The 16534-nt window shown below is 39.3% G+C and carries 20 protein-coding genes and 1 riboswitch; of the genes, 10 read left to right on the top strand and 10 right to left on the bottom strand.

The window, feature by feature from the left end; translation table 11 throughout:
* Positions 1 to 165 precede the first annotated feature (165 nt).
* The gene (locus ACFOU2_RS15095; RefSeq protein WP_377916523.1) at positions 166 to 1230 is read right to left on the bottom strand and encodes a tetraprenyl-beta-curcumene synthase family protein; all 1065 of its coding nucleotides are present in this window, start codon (positions 1228 to 1230) and stop codon (positions 166 to 168) included.
* Between the two features lie 35 nt (positions 1231 to 1265).
* A complete protein-coding gene (locus ACFOU2_RS15090; RefSeq protein WP_377916521.1) occupies positions 1266 to 2042 on the bottom strand; it encodes an alpha/beta hydrolase in 777 nt (258 codons plus the stop codon).
* A 111-nt stretch (positions 2043 to 2153) separates the two neighbouring features.
* Here ACFOU2_RS15090 and ACFOU2_RS15085 point away from each other — a divergent pair, with 111 nt between their 5' ends.
* The 3 genes from ACFOU2_RS15085 (at position 2154) to ACFOU2_RS15075 (ending at position 4586) form a co-directional block, all read left to right on the top strand.
* Positions 2154 to 2672 (top strand): gamma carbonic anhydrase, encoded by a 519-nt coding sequence (locus ACFOU2_RS15085; protein WP_377916519.1) that lies wholly within the window; start codon positions 2154 to 2156, stop codon positions 2670 to 2672.
* Positions 2673 to 2842: 170 nt separating this feature from the next.
* Complete coding sequence (locus ACFOU2_RS15080; RefSeq protein ID WP_377916517.1) at positions 2843 to 3367, top strand: phosphatase PAP2 family protein; 525 nt, start codon at positions 2843 to 2845, stop codon at positions 3365 to 3367.
* 73 nt (positions 3368 to 3440) lie between these two features.
* Positions 3441 to 4586, top strand: a complete 1146-nt coding sequence (locus ACFOU2_RS15075; RefSeq protein WP_377916515.1) for a glycosyltransferase family 4 protein — start codon at positions 3441 to 3443, stop codon at positions 4584 to 4586.
* 278 nt (positions 4587 to 4864) lie between these two features.
* Here ACFOU2_RS15075 and metK read toward each other — a convergent pair whose 3' ends face one another.
* A complete protein-coding gene (gene metK / locus ACFOU2_RS15070; protein ID WP_377916513.1) occupies positions 4865 to 6067 on the bottom strand; it encodes a methionine adenosyltransferase in 1203 nt (400 codons plus the stop codon).
* 145 nt (positions 6068 to 6212) lie between these two features.
* Positions 6213 to 6335: riboswitch (SAM riboswitch) on the bottom strand.
* Positions 6336 to 6691: 356 nt separating this feature from the next.
* On the opposite strand from metK, the gene pckA reads away from it, so the two are divergent.
* Positions 6692 to 8278 carry a phosphoenolpyruvate carboxykinase (ATP) gene (gene pckA / locus ACFOU2_RS15065; RefSeq protein ID WP_377916511.1) on the top strand — a complete coding sequence of 529 codons (1587 nt, stop codon included), beginning with the start codon at positions 6692 to 6694 and terminating at the stop codon, positions 8276 to 8278.
* Between the two features lie 245 nt (positions 8279 to 8523).
* Here pckA and ACFOU2_RS15060 read toward each other — a convergent pair whose 3' ends face one another.
* The gene (locus ACFOU2_RS15060) at positions 8524 to 8766 is read right to left on the bottom strand and encodes a DUF2584 domain-containing protein (protein WP_377916509.1); all 243 of its coding nucleotides are present in this window, start codon (positions 8764 to 8766) and stop codon (positions 8524 to 8526) included.
* 124 nt (positions 8767 to 8890) lie between these two features.
* Entirely contained in the window at positions 8891 to 9673 is a 783-nt protein-coding gene (locus ACFOU2_RS15055) for an alpha/beta hydrolase family protein (RefSeq protein ID WP_377916507.1), read from the bottom strand.
* Between the two features lie 196 nt (positions 9674 to 9869).
* Between ACFOU2_RS15055 and ACFOU2_RS15050 the strand changes: the two genes are divergently transcribed.
* From ACFOU2_RS15050 to ACFOU2_RS15040, 3 genes are read left to right on the top strand one after another with little or no spacing between them, the layout of a single operon-like run.
* Positions 9870 to 10871, top strand: a complete 1002-nt coding sequence (locus ACFOU2_RS15050) for an ABC transporter substrate-binding protein (protein ID WP_377916505.1) — start codon at positions 9870 to 9872, stop codon at positions 10869 to 10871.
* A gap of 13 nt (positions 10872 to 10884) precedes the next feature.
* Positions 10885 to 11664 carry an ABC transporter ATP-binding protein gene (locus ACFOU2_RS15045; RefSeq protein WP_377916503.1) on the top strand — a complete coding sequence of 260 codons (780 nt, stop codon included), beginning with the start codon at positions 10885 to 10887 and terminating at the stop codon, positions 11662 to 11664.
* A complete protein-coding gene (locus ACFOU2_RS15040; protein WP_377916501.1) occupies positions 11636 to 12445 on the top strand; it encodes an ABC transporter permease in 810 nt (269 codons plus the stop codon). The genes ACFOU2_RS15045 and ACFOU2_RS15040 overlap by 29 nt, the downstream gene beginning before the upstream one ends.
* Before the next feature lie 203 nt (positions 12446 to 12648).
* Here the strand turns inward: ACFOU2_RS15040 and ytkD are convergent, their stop codons facing one another.
* The 3 genes from ytkD to ACFOU2_RS15025 form a co-directional block, all read right to left on the bottom strand.
* Positions 12649 to 13125 (bottom strand): RNA deprotection pyrophosphohydrolase, encoded by a 477-nt coding sequence (gene ytkD, locus ACFOU2_RS15035; RefSeq protein ID WP_377916498.1) that lies wholly within the window; start codon positions 13123 to 13125, stop codon positions 12649 to 12651.
* A gap of 176 nt (positions 13126 to 13301) precedes the next feature.
* Complete coding sequence (locus tag ACFOU2_RS15030) at positions 13302 to 13634, bottom strand: hydrolase (RefSeq protein ID WP_377916496.1); 333 nt, start codon at positions 13632 to 13634, stop codon at positions 13302 to 13304.
* An 83-nt stretch (positions 13635 to 13717) separates the two neighbouring features.
* On the bottom strand, positions 13718 to 14107 hold the full coding sequence (locus ACFOU2_RS15025) for a phage holin family protein (protein ID WP_377916494.1): 390 nt from the start codon (positions 14105 to 14107) through the stop codon (positions 13718 to 13720).
* Between the two features lie 135 nt (positions 14108 to 14242).
* Between ACFOU2_RS15025 and ACFOU2_RS15020 the strand changes: the two genes are divergently transcribed.
* Positions 14243 to 14461, top strand: coding sequence for a DUF6154 family protein (locus ACFOU2_RS15020; protein WP_377916492.1), 219 nt, complete (start codon positions 14243 to 14245; stop codon positions 14459 to 14461).
* Positions 14462 to 14786: 325 nt separating this feature from the next.
* Here ACFOU2_RS15020 and ACFOU2_RS15015 read toward each other — a convergent pair whose 3' ends face one another.
* The gene (locus ACFOU2_RS15015; RefSeq protein WP_377916490.1) at positions 14787 to 15227 is read right to left on the bottom strand and encodes a Dps family protein; all 441 of its coding nucleotides are present in this window, start codon (positions 15225 to 15227) and stop codon (positions 14787 to 14789) included.
* 102 nt (positions 15228 to 15329) lie between these two features.
* Between ACFOU2_RS15015 and ytzI the strand changes: the two genes are divergently transcribed.
* Entirely contained in the window at positions 15330 to 15497 is a 168-nt protein-coding gene (gene ytzI, locus ACFOU2_RS15010) for a YtzI protein (RefSeq protein WP_377916488.1), read from the top strand.
* 28 nt (positions 15498 to 15525) lie between these two features.
* Here ytzI and ACFOU2_RS15005 read toward each other — a convergent pair whose 3' ends face one another.
* Positions 15526 to 15999, bottom strand: coding sequence for an S-ribosylhomocysteine lyase (locus tag ACFOU2_RS15005; RefSeq protein WP_377916486.1), 474 nt, complete (start codon positions 15997 to 15999; stop codon positions 15526 to 15528).
* 282 nt (positions 16000 to 16281) lie between these two features.
* On the opposite strand from ACFOU2_RS15005, the gene yidD reads away from it, so the two are divergent.
* Entirely contained in the window at positions 16282 to 16515 is a 234-nt protein-coding gene (gene yidD, locus ACFOU2_RS15000; RefSeq protein ID WP_377916484.1) for a membrane protein insertion efficiency factor YidD, read from the top strand.
* Positions 16516 to 16534: the final 19 nt, after the last annotated feature.

The following is a 16534-nucleotide window of genomic DNA, read 5'->3' as shown; positions in this document are numbered from 1 at the left end:
CTTACATCCATAGGGCATTGGAGCTCCTGACAAAGAAGCGCTTTTTGCTTCTGAAGGAAGGAGTGAAATGACCGTAGGATGTAGCTTTCGCAGCTGGACAGCGTCAATGTGCAATTTATACTTTCTTATAAAGCAAAATAAAAACAAGGAGCGTTCTCCTTGTTTTTATTTTGCTTTACTTAATTTTCGATATAACTTTGCATTCATGTAAAAGAAATAACTTAACGATCCGCCTGCCCTTATTATTCTCTTGGCTGCCTGTCTTATATTTTCTTGCTTATTTACTTTATCATCGGATAAATAAATTCCTAAAAGTCCCCGGTTGATCAGTCGATGGAACCGCTCATGCGGCAATCCGTGAATATGACGGTCCGCTTCTGTCACAAAGTGATAAAACCGCTGTACCATTACTTCATCATGCGGGTAATAAAAACAAAAGTTTAAGTCCCCGCCTTCTTTATCTTCTTGCTGATCAATAAAATAATCTAATAAGATATGTAATCCTTGAATATACGGAAAGTAGCCTTGTCTAATTTTGTCCGCCTCCGCTTTTGTGAAGCTGTCCTGAAACGCGTACGCTACGAGGCAAAAAACACCAAGTGTCGAGCCGGAACATGCTGAAAACTCATACCATTCCATCTCTGGCAAATCCGGCTTATAAGAAGAAAACCACTTTTCAAGCCGTGGAACCCTTTCTTCTATTGTTACATGTTTATGTACTTGTAAATCACAGTAGTAACCGGCCAATTCCAACAAATAATCAGCAATGACAGGGTAATTGGAAAGTTCGTTCAACACATCCTGACATGTTTTGACAAGTGCGTGCAAATATCCTCCATCCTCTTGATCTTCCCGAAAACGATAATAGTTATTCAAATTGGCATGAGGCTGCAAAGCATGGGGCATCGATTCATGAAGCGCAGCAAAGTCTTCTGCATCGAGGGAAGTACTTCGGTCACACAAGTTATCCAAATAATCGCTGATTGTTTGATACGCAACAATAAACCGAATACATTCTCTTCTCTTTTCTTTTGCGAGAAGGGATAAAATTGCGCCCCCTTCGCAATGGAAGGTCTTAGATTGGATACTCGCTAATGCCTGGTTACGTAATTCCTCATTTGGGATGGACTCTGCATATATCCGCCAGTTGGCCAATTCTTCATGTACAACCGGCAGTACATCACGATAGACCATTTTCATTAATGAAAATGGATGCGAAGGGATTTTCATTCTTTCACCACCAATCTTCAAAATAAGAGTTTCATTTATAAATGCAATTCAACAAAACTTTTTGCATATAGAAAAACATCATCTTTTTCAGGTTCGTTAAAAATTTCATGATAAAGTTCTTGCCATTCTTTATAAATCTTTTCACTAATATCCAGTTCATCAAACCACTGTTTGACAATTTGTTTATCAACCACTTTATCTTCACCTGCCTGCATGAGTAAAACAGGAAGGTCAGGCAGTTTCTCAATATTTTTAAAGGCTAAATTCATCGCATTCGTAAATTCCCGATACCAGCGAACAGACACCTTGGTGACATACAAAGAATCATTTTCGTCCTGTTCACGCATCTCTGGATTTCGCGTCACTTTTTCTGCCGATAAGTGAGAATCAAATAGCATTTCTGGAAGAAGCTTATTCAAACCTTTTGATAAAAATTCCATATAAGCAGGAGGATATTGGATTAAGCCGAGTGCAGGTGAAGAAAGAATAGCTCCCCAAATTGGCAGCCGCTTTTCTTGTAAAGTGCGAATAACAGCAAGGCCTCCCATACTATGGCCAAGCAAAAAGATAGGAAGATCGTACTTTTGCGCTTCCTTCACCCATGCTTCGACCGCTTCAATATACTCATCAAACGATACAATGTGCCCTCGTCTTCTCGTGGTTAATCCTTGGCCGGGAAGGTCCCCCATTACGACGTGCAAACCAATGGAGCGCCACATCTCGATGAGCCAGCGGTAACGTCCATGATGCTCTGCAGCTCCATGAACCATTACCATGACTCCTCTAGGATATTCAGCTTCCCATTTCCACATATACTGTACTTCCTTTCCGTTTCAATATTTACCTATTATAAAAAAGTTTGTACACTTACATTAGAATATTTACGCTTTTTTTTCAACTTACATGAAAGGATGGGAGAAAAAATGATGTATGAATATGAAGGAAAAAGCCCCCAAATTGCGGATACCGCTTTTGTAGCCGATTATGTAACCATTACAGGAGATGTGGTGATTGGAGAGGAAAGTAGCATTTGGTTCAATACTGTCATTCGAGGGGATGTGGCACCAACCATTATTGGCAGTCGTGTGAATATCCAAGATCAATCAACGCTTCATCAAAGTCCAGACCGCCCTCTTATTATCGAAGATGATGTGACAGTTGGGCATCAGGTTATTTTACATAGTGCTATTGTACGTAAAAATGCCTTGGTAGGAATGGGGTCCATTATATTAGATGGAGCCGAAATTGGTGAAGGAGCATTCATTGGAGCCGGCAGCCTTGTACCACCCGGCAAAAAAATTCCTCCCCATACCCTGGCTATAGGACGCCCCGCGAAAGTAGTGAGGGAGTTAACAGAGGAAGACTTAAAAGAAATGGCCCGAATCCGCCGAAGTTATGTAGAAAAAGGCCAATATTATAAAACTCTCCAGAAGAAATCATGAATGACCTTTAGTATTGTAAACAACTTTAAAATCTCTTTCTAAGGATTTTAAAGTTGTTTTATTTTTTTGTAAATATTCCGTCTCTTTAATTTACATTATCTTATTACTGCCTACATAATTCCCCTTTACAATTATTTGTAAAAACAGATAAAAAGGGGTTTACACGACTTATGGCAAAAATCGTTCGTCACCTTCATGATGTTGAATGTCACTTATTCAAAACACTCAACCAACATTTTGATCGTAAATGGTTAAACTTCTATTTTCGAACTATTACCCACTTTGGAGGCGCAGCTATCACGATTTCTTCCGTTCTCCTGCTGATGTTTCTGATAACTGGAAATCTTAAAGCCACATCATATGCGAGTGCATTCGCTCTCGCTTTGAGCCATATTCCTGTTGCTATAGCCAAAAAAATATATCCGCGAAAGCGGCCTTACTTGGAACTTGCCGGCACAAAAGTTTTAGAAAATCCGCTGCAAGACCATTCTTTTCCTTCCGGGCATTCAACAGCTGTCTTTTCCGTTATCACACCCATTATCCTTTCCTATCCTGCCTCTGCACTTGTATTGCTGCCCATAGGTTGCAGTGTTGGTTTATCAAGAATTTACCTTGGCCTTCATTATCCTACCGATGTATTGGCGGGAATGGTACTGGGAACGTCTGTTGGATTCCTATCGTTCGCCCTTTTTTAATAAGCGGGCTCAGCCATCATGTTTCAACAAGGTCAAAAATAGAAACTGCAAGCAATTTATAGGGAGGGATACAATGAAAATCGCTTTATTTACAGACACTTTTGCACCTGATGTAAATGGTGTTGCCAATACTTTAAAACGATTTACGGATTATTTAAAAACGAAGAATAGTCCCTTTCTGGTGTTTGCCCCAGAGAGCACCAATCATAACTTATTTTCTGCACAAATCTATCGCTTTGCAAGTCTGCCCTTTTTCTTGTACCCTGAATGCCGCCTGGCGTTGCCTAACATGCTCAAAATGAAAGCAAGCTTGCAGGCCTTTCAGCCAGATATCATTCATGTAGCAACACCTTTTAATATAGGGCTTTGCGGTCTGCATTATGCCAAAAAAATGAATATTCCTATTGTCGGCTCTTATCATACCGACTTCGATCAGTATTTGAAATATTACGATTTGGAGTTTCTCTCCCCCTTGCTTTGGAAATATATGAATTGGTTCCATCGTCCTTTAAGAACTCTCTTCGTTCCCTCTCAATCAACAAAGGAGCAGCTTCACCGTCATGGATTTACCAATATTTCCATTTGGTCCAGAGGTGTGGATCACACATTATTTCACCCTCATTATGATCGTTTTGATGTACGGATTAGATATAATATTAAACGGCCTTACATTTTAACGTATGTCGGGCGCCTTGCTCCTGAAAAAAACTTGCAGCTACTAATGAATATCGCCAGGTCTTTGCCCCCGCACATCAAGCATCAAGTCCACTGGCTCATTGTAGGAGATGGCCCTTTAAAGGAGAAATTGCACAAAGAAGCACTCGAGCATATGACGTTTACAGGCTTTCTTCAAGGTGAGCAATTAGCCAGGGTATATGCAGCTTCCGATTTGTTTGTTTTTCCATCTGTGACGGAAACGTTCGGAAATGTCATATTAGAGTCTTTAGCATCGGGAACACCTGCTATTGCTGCTAATGCCGGTGGAGTAAAGCATATCCTTCAACATGACCGAACAGGTTATTTATGCAACCCCGATTCTGTCGAACAGTTTGTTCATTATATTAGCCTATGCCTGGAGAATCTGCATAAACGCATGCAGCTTAGTCATCAGGCCAGGCAATACGCCTTAACTCAAACATGGGAAACTATTTTTGATGGTTTGTTGGCGCAATATGAATTAGCTGTTGCAGACCAAACACAGTCGATTCAATTAGCATAATTTATTTCTTATGTAACGCATTCTTTGGTACACCAAATAAAAACATCCGATCCAAATGGATCGGATGTTTTTTAGATGAATCCACGTTCATGCTTTAACATTCGCTATCAATTCTTCCTCTATTCACGCCATTCTGCCTTGCATCCCCGAATATACAGGTCCTCGTATAAAAGCGGCTAACAAGAACCCGTAAGGGAGCTTGTCAGCCGCTTATGCGTAAATCATTTAACATGAGCGTTTTTTGCTTATATTAAATGATTTATGTGGATTCACATCTATTATTTACCAGCAGCTTGTGCTTTTAAAGCTTCTGCTTTATCTGTACGCTCCCAAGGAAGGTCAAGATCATTGCGGCCAAAGTGACCATAAGCAGCTGTTTGCTTATAAAGCGGACGACGCAAGTCAAGCATCTTAATGATACCCGCCGGACGTAAGTCAAAGTTTTCACGTACTAATTCGACTAATACATCTTCAGATACTGTACCTGTACCGAAAGTGTCAACTGAAATGGAAACTGGTTTTGCCACACCAATTGCATATGCCAATTGCACTTCACATTTATCCGCTAATCCAGCTGCTACGATGTTTTTCGCAACGTAACGAGCCGCATATGCAGCAGAACGGTCTACTTTTGTAGGATCCTTACCAGAGAATGCACCACCGCCATGACGTGCATAACCGCCGTAAGTATCTACGATAATTTTACGGCCTGTTAAACCAGCATCACCTTGAGGACCGCCGATGACGAAACGTCCTGTCGGATTGATGAAGTATTTTGTCTCTTCATCAATGAGTTCTTTTGGAACAACCGGATTAATAACATATTCTTTCAAGTTGCGTTGAATTTGCTCTAATGTAATTTCAGGATGATGTTGTGTTGAGATAACGATTGTATCGATACGAACCGGCTTGTCGTTCTCATCATACTCAACTGTTACTTGGGTTTTACCATCTGGACGAAGATAAGGTAAAATTTCTTCTTTACGCACTTCTGTTAAACGACGCGCAAGCTTGTGAGCCAATGAAATTGGAAGAGGCATAAGCTCTTTTGTTTCGTTATTGGCATAGCCGAACATTAAACCTTGGTCACCCGCACCGATGGCTTCGATTTGCTCGTCTGTCATCTGACCTTCACGAGCTTCTAACGCCTGGTCAACACCCATTGCAATATCAGGTGATTGCTCATCGATAGATGTTAAAACCGCACAAGTTTCAGCATCGAAACCATATTTTGCCCGGGTATAGCCGATTTCACGAACTGTTTCACGAACGATTTTTGGGATGTCTACATATGTAGATGTAGTGATTTCACCACTTACTAATACTAAACCTGTAGTCACAGATGTTTCACAAGCAACACGTGCATTAGGGTCTTTTGCTAAAATCGCATCAAGAATCGAGTCAGAAATTTGGTCACAAATTTTATCCGGATGTCCTTCTGTTACTGACTCTGATGTAAATAAACGACGTTTTGTTGACATCAGTATTCCTCCTTTTAACTGTAAACCTAAAAGATACGGTACTCATTCCCTTATTATTCATAAAAATAACGCATTTTATTGAAACAAAAATATAAAAAACCTTTCCTTACTGAGGAAAGGTTTGTATCTTCACTAGCGCCTTTCACTCTTATCGATCAAGGGCAAGAGCCTTGCATCAGGTTAGCACCTTATCACCAAATATTTAATATGTATGGCGATGGTTGCTGGGTTTCATAGGGCCTGTCCCTCCACCAGCTCGGGATAAGAGAGTATCCGTTCAAGGACATATCATACCTTAAAACGCTGAATCATGTCAATAAAATATTTATATGAATCCACATAAGTAATAGAAAAATTGCATTAAGTCTGTTATTAAGGTCTGGCCTATGTAAAAGAATGAACCAATCATTTATAACTCAACATTGTTCCTTAATAAAACGAAAGTAATATATCTTCTAGGTTGGGTTAAATTATGAATTTTCTTTAAAAACTGTCCATTTTTGCATTATATATGAACATTTAATTTCAAATAGTATAGACTATTTTTATAAATGTGTTATACTAATTTATAAGTTTACTAATCAAACATTTAATTAAACTTTAAATAAAAGGATGGTATTAAATATGAGTACAGTGGATGTTTCTATTGAATTAACCGAACTTCTTCAATCGCCGACAGTTCATCATAATTTATCAGTTCCTCAGCTAGTTGAGAAAGTCTTATCCCGCCGTGAAGGCCTGCTTACTTCTTCTGGTGCTGTTCGCGCTGAGACAGGCAAATATACAGGCCGTTCCCCAGAAGATAAATTTATTGTAGAAGAAGCATCTACTAAAGAAAAAATCGACTGGGGAAAAGTGAACAAACCGTTTTCTTCTGAAAAATTCGATGCTCTTTATAAAAAAGTTTTAACATACTTAAAAGAACAAAAAGAATTATTCGTATTTAACGGCTATGCGGGAGCAGATTTAAAGTACCGTTTGCCAATTCGCGTCGTTAATGAATATGCATGGCATAATCTATTCGCTCATCAGCTATTCATTCGTCCATCAAAAGAAGAACTTATTTCTCATGAAGCGGAGTTTACGGTAATTTCCGCCCCCAACTTTAAAGCGGATCCGGTAGTGGACGGTACAAATTCAGAGACATTCATCATTATCTCATTTGAGCGTAAAGTCGTTTTAATCGGCGGTACGGAATACGCGGGAGAAATCAAGAAATCCATTTTCTCTGTTATGAACTATCTTCTTCCGGAAAACAATATTTTATCGATGCACTGTTCAGCCAATGTTGGCCAAGAAGGCGACGTAGCTTTATTTTTTGGTCTTTCCGGTACAGGAAAAACCACTCTATCCGCCGATCCAAATCGCCGTTTAATCGGTGACGATGAGCACGGTTGGTCAAACTCTGGAGTATTCAATATAGAAGGCGGCTGCTATGCGAAATGCATCAATTTATCTAAAGAGAAAGAGCCGCAGATTTATGATGCCATCCGTTTTGGAGCTGTATTAGAAAACGTGATCATTGACCACGACAGTCGTCTTCCTGACTATGATGATAATATGCTAACAGAAAATACACGTGCGGCTTATCCTCTACAAGCGATTGACAATATCGTCGATCCAAGTGTGGCAGGACACCCGACAACGATCGTGTTTTTAACAGCTGACGCTTTTGGTGTATTGCCTCCAATCAGCAAATTAGCAAAAGAACAAGCCATGTACCACTTCTTAAGTGGATATACAAGCAAGCTTGCCGGAACAGAGCGCGGTGTGACATCCCCGCAAGCAACCTTCTCAACTTGCTTTGGTTCACCGTTTCTCCCTCTTCCAGCTACAACCTATGCGGAAATGCTTGGAGAGAAAATTGATGAGCACAATGTGAATGTATATCTTGTCAATACCGGATGGACAGGTGGAGAATACGGTGTGGGACAACGCATGAAATTAGCTTATACAAGAGCGATGGTCCAATCAGCCCTTGAAGGTGAGCTGACAAATGTTGAAACAATAAAAGATCCGATTTTCGGCCTGAACATTCCTGCACATGTTCCTGGAGTGCCGGATGAAGTGTTACAGCCCTCAAAAACATGGGATAGCCAAGAAGATTACGAACAAAAAGCGAAAGAGTTAGCACAAAAATTCCAAGAAAACTTTAAAAAGTTCTCTAACGTTCCAGAAGAGATTGCAGAACTAGGCGGTCCTTTAGTATAAAGAGGTAAATACCTCCACACCAGCTGTTAATTAGTTGCACATATGCGTTAAAAACGCAGCCATACTTTTTATCAGCTAAAGATAAAAGGGGGTGACTCAAAAGGAGGAAAATCGCTCCTTTTGAGTCACCCCACGCAAAATGGACCGTTATATAAATCCATTAATACCAAGGGTTTTGATTGACGGTCCATTTTGCATAAAACATAAAACCCATCATTTTTTTGAACTTATAGGTCAGCCTCTTTTTAATTCGTTGAGTTCAATGAGACAAGCTCATACGTGATGACCGTTTTGTCATTGGAAAGCTCTACTTTCCGAATCAATGCTGTTCCATTGTTTTCTCCGGTTTTCGTTTTGCGAATTTCAATCGGGATATCTAATGGATAAAGGCGGTACCCTTCTTTTTCAAGTGAAAATAAATTATCCTGTAAACGTGTTTCTTTTCCTTTTGTCACAATCATAGTGTTTAATTCAAGCGGCATTCCCATTTCTGATTCTCCATTTCTTCCTCATTAATTTTTCAACATCAGCTTTTGCTGTTTGTTTATCCTATTTATGGCCTTTCTGTTCTTACATCTACATCTTGAATGGACTTATATAGTAGCATAACTTCTATTGGTTTTTCATCCACTCTGTCAACCGTTTAACTGTCTGGCGATTGTGAGCAGGGGGAAAATAATGAGTAAACTGATCAAAGTACCAGGTTGTGACGCTTTTCCCCAATTCTTTCAGTCTCTTTTCCAATCGATACGCATGCTCTACCGATACGTTTTCATCTCTTCTTCCATGAATCAGGAGAACAGGCGCTTCTATCTGTTCTGCCTCATATAAAGGTGTCCGCCATTTATATCGCTCCGGATACTTTTGCGGTGTGCCGCCGATTACCCGTTTCATCATACGGCGCAGATCCTTTCGTTCTTCGTATGTCAAAACCATGTCGGTTACACCTCCCCATAAAGCAAGCGAGCGGATGCGAGGTTCTAGGATGGATGTGAATAATGCCATCACCCCGCCGCGTGAAAAGCCGAATACATGTACCCTTTCCTTGTCCACTTTTGGATGCGTGTACAACAACTGTAAAGCAGCAAGTGCATCGTACCGGTCTTCACCGGCAAAATCTTCATTGCCTTCCCCGCCCTGATTTCCTCTATAAAAAGGAGCCATAACCACAAATCCTTCAGACGCAAATTGTACGATTCTGCCCGGACGAACCATGCCGACATTTTTAATTCCTCCACGCAGATACAAAAAGCCATCATAACGTCCTTCTTGCTTTGGTTCAGCCAATAACCCTTTAATTTTCAACCCATTACACGTATAGGTTACAATATGTAATTCAATATTCGGATTAGGGGAAGGAAAGCGCTGCTTTGTTATTAATAGGTCACTATACATTGTCAATCTCTCCTGCATGTTGTCCTTTGTTCATTTCTTGCAAATCACTGTTTTCTTACTTTATTATCCTCTGTCCCCACCTTTTCAAACAACTAGTTCTCTTATTCAACCTCAAATATTTTTTCTGGGCATTCACACAAGTTTCCCCATTTTCATACTTTACTCATAGGCAACTATCACAAAGGAGGTATAAACAATGCAAAGAAAAGGAAAATGGCTACTTACAGCTTTATTGATTTTCGGTCTTCTTTTTCCGCTTGTCGGTTGCGGCAAGAAAGAGGAAGTCCATACCGTTCGTATAGGAGAAGTCACTCACTCGCTTTTTTATGCTCCTCAATATATCGCTGTATCTGAAGGCTTTTTTGAAGAACAAGGACTCAAGGTCGATTTAAAAACGACATGGGGCGGCGACAAAACGATGACGGCCTTGTTATCAGATGGGATTGACATCGCCTTAGTCGGCTCAGAAACATCCATCTACGTATATGCCCAGGGTTCAAGCGATCCGGTAACAAACTTTGCCCAATTAACTCAAACGGACGGAACTTTTTTAGTATCTAGAAACAAAGTCGAAAATTTCACATGGGATCAGTTGAAAGGAGCAACCTTCCTCGGTCAGCGTAAAGGCGGAATGCCGCAGATGGTTGGAGAATTTGTTTTAAAAAGACATGGAATTGATCCTCATCAAGATTTAAATTTAATTCAAAATGTAGATTTCGCTAATATTGCTAATGCTTTTGCATCCGGTACAGGCGATTACGTTCAATTGTTTGAGCCGACTGCCAGTATTTTTGAAAAAGAAGGAAAAGGATACATTGTTGCTTCCTTTGGAGAAGAATCTGGCCATGTGCCGTACACTACATTTATGGCAAAACAGAGTTTCTTAAACGAAAATCCGGAAGTAGCTGAAAAGTTTACACGTGCTATTTATAAAGCCCAAAAATGGGTGGATTCTCATAGCGCCCAAGAAATCGCCAAGTCCATTGAGAGCCAATTCGAAGATACACCAATTGATATCATCGAAACAGTGGTTGAACGTTATAAATCTCAAGGATCCTATGCACAAAATCCTATCTTAGACGAAAAAGAGTGGAATAATTTACAAAATATTATGGATGAAGCCGGAGAACTTCCGAAAGAGGTATCACATGACACGTTAGTCAACACATCCATTGCAGAAAAAATCATGAAAGAGTAAGGAGGATTCGTACATGGCAACATTACGGATTCACCAGCTCAACCACACGTACTTCACGAAACAATCAGCTACTACCGCTTTAGAAAACATCAGTTTGACGATTGAAGAAGGAGAGTTTATTTCATTTCTCGGTCCCAGCGGCTGCGGAAAAACAACATTATTATCGATCATTGCCGGTCTCATTTCCCCAACCGAAGGGAAAGTTACATTAGATGAAAAAAATATCCAACAAATGAAATCACGAATCGGATACATGCTGCAACAAGACTATCTGTTCCCATGGAAGACCATAAAAGAAAACATCATGATCGGCTTAAAAATGATGAATGAGTGGTCAAAAGAGAATGAAGAGAGCGCATTAAAGTTGTTGGAGCAGATCGGACTGAAAGGAGTCGATTCTTACTATCCCCGCCAGCTGTCAGGCGGTATGCGCCAACGTGCCGCCCTTGTGCGGACACTAGCAATCAATCCTCACATTCTATTGCTGGATGAGCCGTTCTCAGCCCTCGATTTTCAAACAAAGCTCAAACTGGAGGAGCTTGTTTCTCAGACACTACATTCATTCGGTAAAACTTCTTTATTGGTTACCCACGATATTGGGGAAGCCATCGCCATGAGTGATCGCATTTTTCTCTTCTCTGCAAGACCCGGAAAAATTGTCAAAACCTTCATTGTTCCTAGGGAGTTGAGACAGCTCTCTCCATTAGAAGCCAGACAGCATCCCGCCTATAACTCTTTGTTTCAGCGAATTTGGAAGGAGCTTGATGAACTTGAAACCAAAACAGCCGATTAACCTCCTTCACCAACAGTATTTATACCGACTGAAAAAAGAAAAAAGCTTTATCCTGTTCTTCCAGTTTCTTATCTTTCTCTGTTTTTTTGTCAGCTGGGAACTTGCCTCTACCAGCCGTTGGATTGATCCCCTTATCTTTAGTTCTCCCTCGAAGATTTGGGGTCTCTTTTTAAAGAAAATATCTGATGGCTCTTTACTTGAACATATAAGTATTACATTATTTGAAACACTTCTAGGTTTTTTACTTGGAACATTAGCAGGCATAGCACTAGCAGCAATTTTGTGGTGGTCACCCCGTCTCGCTAAAATTCTTGATCCATACCTTGTCATTTTAAACGCCATGCCTAAGGTTGCATTAGGGCCTATTCTCATTGTGGCAATCGGTCCTGGTTTCTTTTCCATTTTAACAATGGGAGCCATTATCTCCGTCATCATTACTGCTATCGTTGTATATACATCATTTAAAGAAGTCGATCCAAACTATTTAAAATTGCTTCAAACATTCGGGGCTACAAGAAATCAATGCTTTAGGGAAGCTGTGCTGCCTGCCTCTTTTCCCGTTATTATCTCTACCTTTAAAGTAAATGTGGGGCTATCATGGGTAGGGGTCATTGTCGGAGAGTTTCTCGTATCAGGTAAAGGGTTAGGCTATATGATCATTTATGGATTCCAAGTATTCAACTTTACTCTTGTCCTTTTAAGCCTGATTCTCATTGCCGTATTTGCCACCATTATGTATCAAGTGGTTGCCTATATTGAAAAAAGATTAATCAAAGAATAAAAAAGAGGAAGGCACAAAGGGAAAAATTCGCCCTTTGTGTCTCCCTCGCACACTAGACTTTAACATAGCTAAAATCAAAGAATTTAGTAAAAAATCATGTTGATACTCGTTCTTATGGAATGTCTTCAAAATCGAAGCCGGCTAAACATTGCCCACCTGAAAATAATTTATTTTCATCTTGTGGGCCCTTCCCTTTCTCTATGCTAGTTAATCAACTTATGAAAATTTATATACTTTAATACATACTGTAAAACATTATCTTTCATAATAAAACTAAACGTCTCGTTCTTCTTGATATTGTCTGGAAAGCTTTCTAGCAAAACGGGGCCTTTCGTCTCTAAATAAGATTGCCTTTGGATAAGAGCCTTCACATGAGCGAAATAAATATCTTTGATGATGGTCTTTTCTTTACTGGCCACTTTGTATTGACCAATATAGGTGAGATTTTCTATGATCCCTCCTGTTTCTTCAAGTACTTCTCTTGCGGCTGCCTCTTCTGGTGTTTCTCCTTCTTCTACTTTTCCTCCCGGAAACTCCCACCCTCTCGTTGAATGATTTGTTAATAGCCATTCGTCTTGATATCGACAAACGACCCAAACATGACGAGGAGTTTTGGAAAACGCCTGACTGTCAAAAGAAAGAAATACCTGATTGTTATATGCATCTTTAAATGTGTACATATCGTCTTCAAACTCCATTTATTTTTAATCTTTATCCTTATTTTAAATACCCTGCTGCTAAAATCAAATCCTAATAAAGACCAAATCTTTTGATCCCAAACCCCTATTCATTATAGGAGGGTGACCTGAGAGCACGCTTTTTAGTGCTTTTGGGCCACCCTCCGTTCGAAACAGAATTACTCGTTCGGTTGATTTCGAGACAAGATTCCCATTTGTGCAATATGGTCTTTTGTTTCATCGTCTCCAAGCTTATACAGCATATCATATATTCTTATCATCGTTTCATCATATCCATCATTTTGTCGGTCATAGTGGTATTGTAAATAAGGAACATGCGCTCTAAAGAATCCTTGCCAATCGCTGGAATAATTTTGATCGAAGTACTCTCTTAACTTAGTGATTTCCTCATCTGTTGCCTCAATTTTATAGTTCCATTCAGACACAGACTTTAGTTGAGAAATTTCACCTGTCCCTACCGTAATATAGTATGTCTTTTTTTGATTATCCAAGAAAACCAGCCCCTTATACTCAAGGTATTTTACTTTTCTTATCCCTCTCAACCGGGAATTTATGCATAAGGATCCGTGGTTTCTTACTTCAGGCGATTTTTCAATTGAGAAATGGCTTTTATCAAAAATTGCGGAATCGGCAAACCAGCAGCTCCGGCATTTTCAGTAATTGAAAGGAGTTCATTCATAATGTAAAACAAGATGGTTGCATCTCTGATTAAATGGTTATCCCAAAGCAATGTATCGGTAAAATGAGCAACGGCTACGAGTGTAAAAATAATGACCTTTTGAGCGATCCCCCTAAAACCGATTTCACTTGCCAATCGCTTTTCTACAAAGGCCGCTAAAACGCCTGTTACATAATCAATAACTACAGAAGCGACCAACACCATTAAAAGATAGTCCCAGCCGCCAAAAAGAAACAGAGTAAAAGACCCCATACTGGCTAAACTAAACATGAGGTACTTATCCACAGAAGTCCCCTCTTCCAATTATAAGTTCACCTATATGATGACCTACTTACATAATATGAAGATTCTTTTTAAGATGTCTGGACAGTTTGATAGACTTATTTCTTAATTTCAAACTAATTTTCAAAGGAGAATAGCATGGATTGGATTGGCGCTTTATACAACCGGTTTCAAGATCACCTTGTACGTGATGATGAAGATGTTGATGCTTTTATCTCATCTTATTTATTAAAAATGAGTGGATCTGATTTACATCGACTTATTCAGAGTATGAATGAGGAGGAAATGATGAAAATGGTTCAATTATACTTTCGAAATCAGTTAAACCAAAAGTTTACTGATAAAGAATATTATTAGCTAAAAGGGGATTCCAAGCATGTTTTTAAGGAATGGGAATCCCCTCTAGAAATAGACTAACATTCTATATCGAGGGTTGATGACGGCTCTTCTTATTTTCTCTTTTTAAGAGCTTATATATCTCCCTTTTTTCCCGCTGATAGAGAAAAACAAAATAAAAAGGCTTTGTTGAAAAATCATGTTGAATCTAATTATGTTTGATTCATTCGTGTAGGAGGGTCATCTCATATACTTTCAGTAGAAGATGAAAGCATATGCAACAAAATGCAGCACTTGAATCTAACATAGAGCAAATAAAAAAACTTGCTGCTAGAGCAAGTTTTTTTTATTTGCCTAAGAAAGAGTTTAACATCCATAAATGTTTTTCCAAGCTTTTGTGAATAGCTAATAGCATATCCCCTGTTGTTTCATCACCGGCTTGGTCTGCCGCTTCCATACCTTCCTTCAATTCATTTGCTAATGTGTTGAAATCACTTACTAAATTGGAAACCATATCAGTTGCTGTTTCGCTTCCTGCTGCTTCTTTTACTGAGGACATTTCTAAAATCTCTCTCATCGTCGCTACCGGCTTACCTTCAAGGGCTAGTAAACGTTCAGCTAACTCATCGATGTATAAAGCAGCTTCATTATAAAGCTCTTCAAATTTTGCGTGAAGCGTAAAAAATTGTTCTCCTTTTACGTACCAATGATAATTATGTAATTTAATGTACAGAACACTCCAGTTTGCAATTTGCGTATTGACAATATTCGTTAATTGATTAGACATATTTCCTCACTCCTTCTACCTTATTAATACCCTTTTTTTCACTTTTAAAACACACTCTTTTTTATTGACATGATACAATGAAATCAATAAAGGGGGAGCGTTATGTATACTGTTCTGATTATTTGTATCGTCATCGTTATCGTTATTCTGTTACTAAGCGTTTTAACAACATCGAAGGCTTATGACTATAAACATACAGTTGATTCTCTGGACAATAATCCATATCTTGACTCCCAACAAAATGATCAAGACTCGACAGATAAAAAATAAGGCGGCTCCAGGGGAGCCGCCTTATTTTTTATCCGAATACTTTTTCTAAATCTTCTTTGTTCTGCTCTAACCAAAAGCGCATCAAACGTTTTGCGCCTTCTAAATCATGGAGTTTCGCTTGACCGCATTGAGTTTCGTTTGCAGCTGGAACATCGGTAATCTCCACAGCATCTTTCATTGTATCTTCTAATAGATCAATGATTTCGCGTACAGTCGGCTCACCGCTTACAACTAAATAATATCCTGTTTGGCAGCCCATTGGAGAAATATCAATAATATCAAAATGATTATATTTCTCTGCATGCTTGCGAATGTTAAAAGCCAATAAGTGTTCAAGTGTATGAATGGCATCAGGCTTCATCGCCTGTTTATTTGGCTGACAGAATCGAATATCGAATTTATTGACTACACCGTCGCTTCCGACTTTGTGTACTCCACAATGTCTTACATAAGGGGCTTTCACCGCCGTATGATCAAGTTCAAAACTTTCAACTGATGGCATAATCTTCACTCCTTTTACATTCTTTCTCTATCATACACTTCATTCCGATTTTTTTCATCAACTTTATAAGAATTAAATATTACCTTTTTACAGGTAATAAATTCAAGCTACGATCAATCGGTCACTGCCCGTAAGAGCCCAATTGATTCAACTGACACTCAGGGTATTAAAGAACAAAGGTTAAAGACACAACGTCCTGTGTGTCGAACGTTTCACTTTATTTGAATAATTGTACCTAATCTTTTATAGTTAACTTACAAAATAAGTAAAGGAAGAATGCAAATGTTTTTATCCAAGCTGTTCATAGGATTCATCCGTTTTTATCAAACATTCATTTCCCCTCTCAAGCCGCCTACTTGCCGTTTTTATCCCACATGTTCTCATTACGGGGCTGAGGCAATCAAGCGTTTCGGCCCCTTTAAAGGCAGCTGGCTGACCGTCAAGCGAATTTTAAAATGTCATCCATTTCATCCTGGAGGAATCGATCCCGTTCCCGAAAGAAAACAGCAAAGCTAGAGCAATCATATTACTGAGG

This window comes from Bacillus songklensis, from assembly GCF_042649685.1.
Lineage (GTDB): Bacteria > Bacillota > Bacilli > Bacillales > Bacillaceae_H > Bacillus_BA > Bacillus_BA songklensis.
The sequence above is the reverse complement of the archived record's forward strand: the minus strand, read 5'-3'. Positions and strand labels throughout refer to the sequence as shown.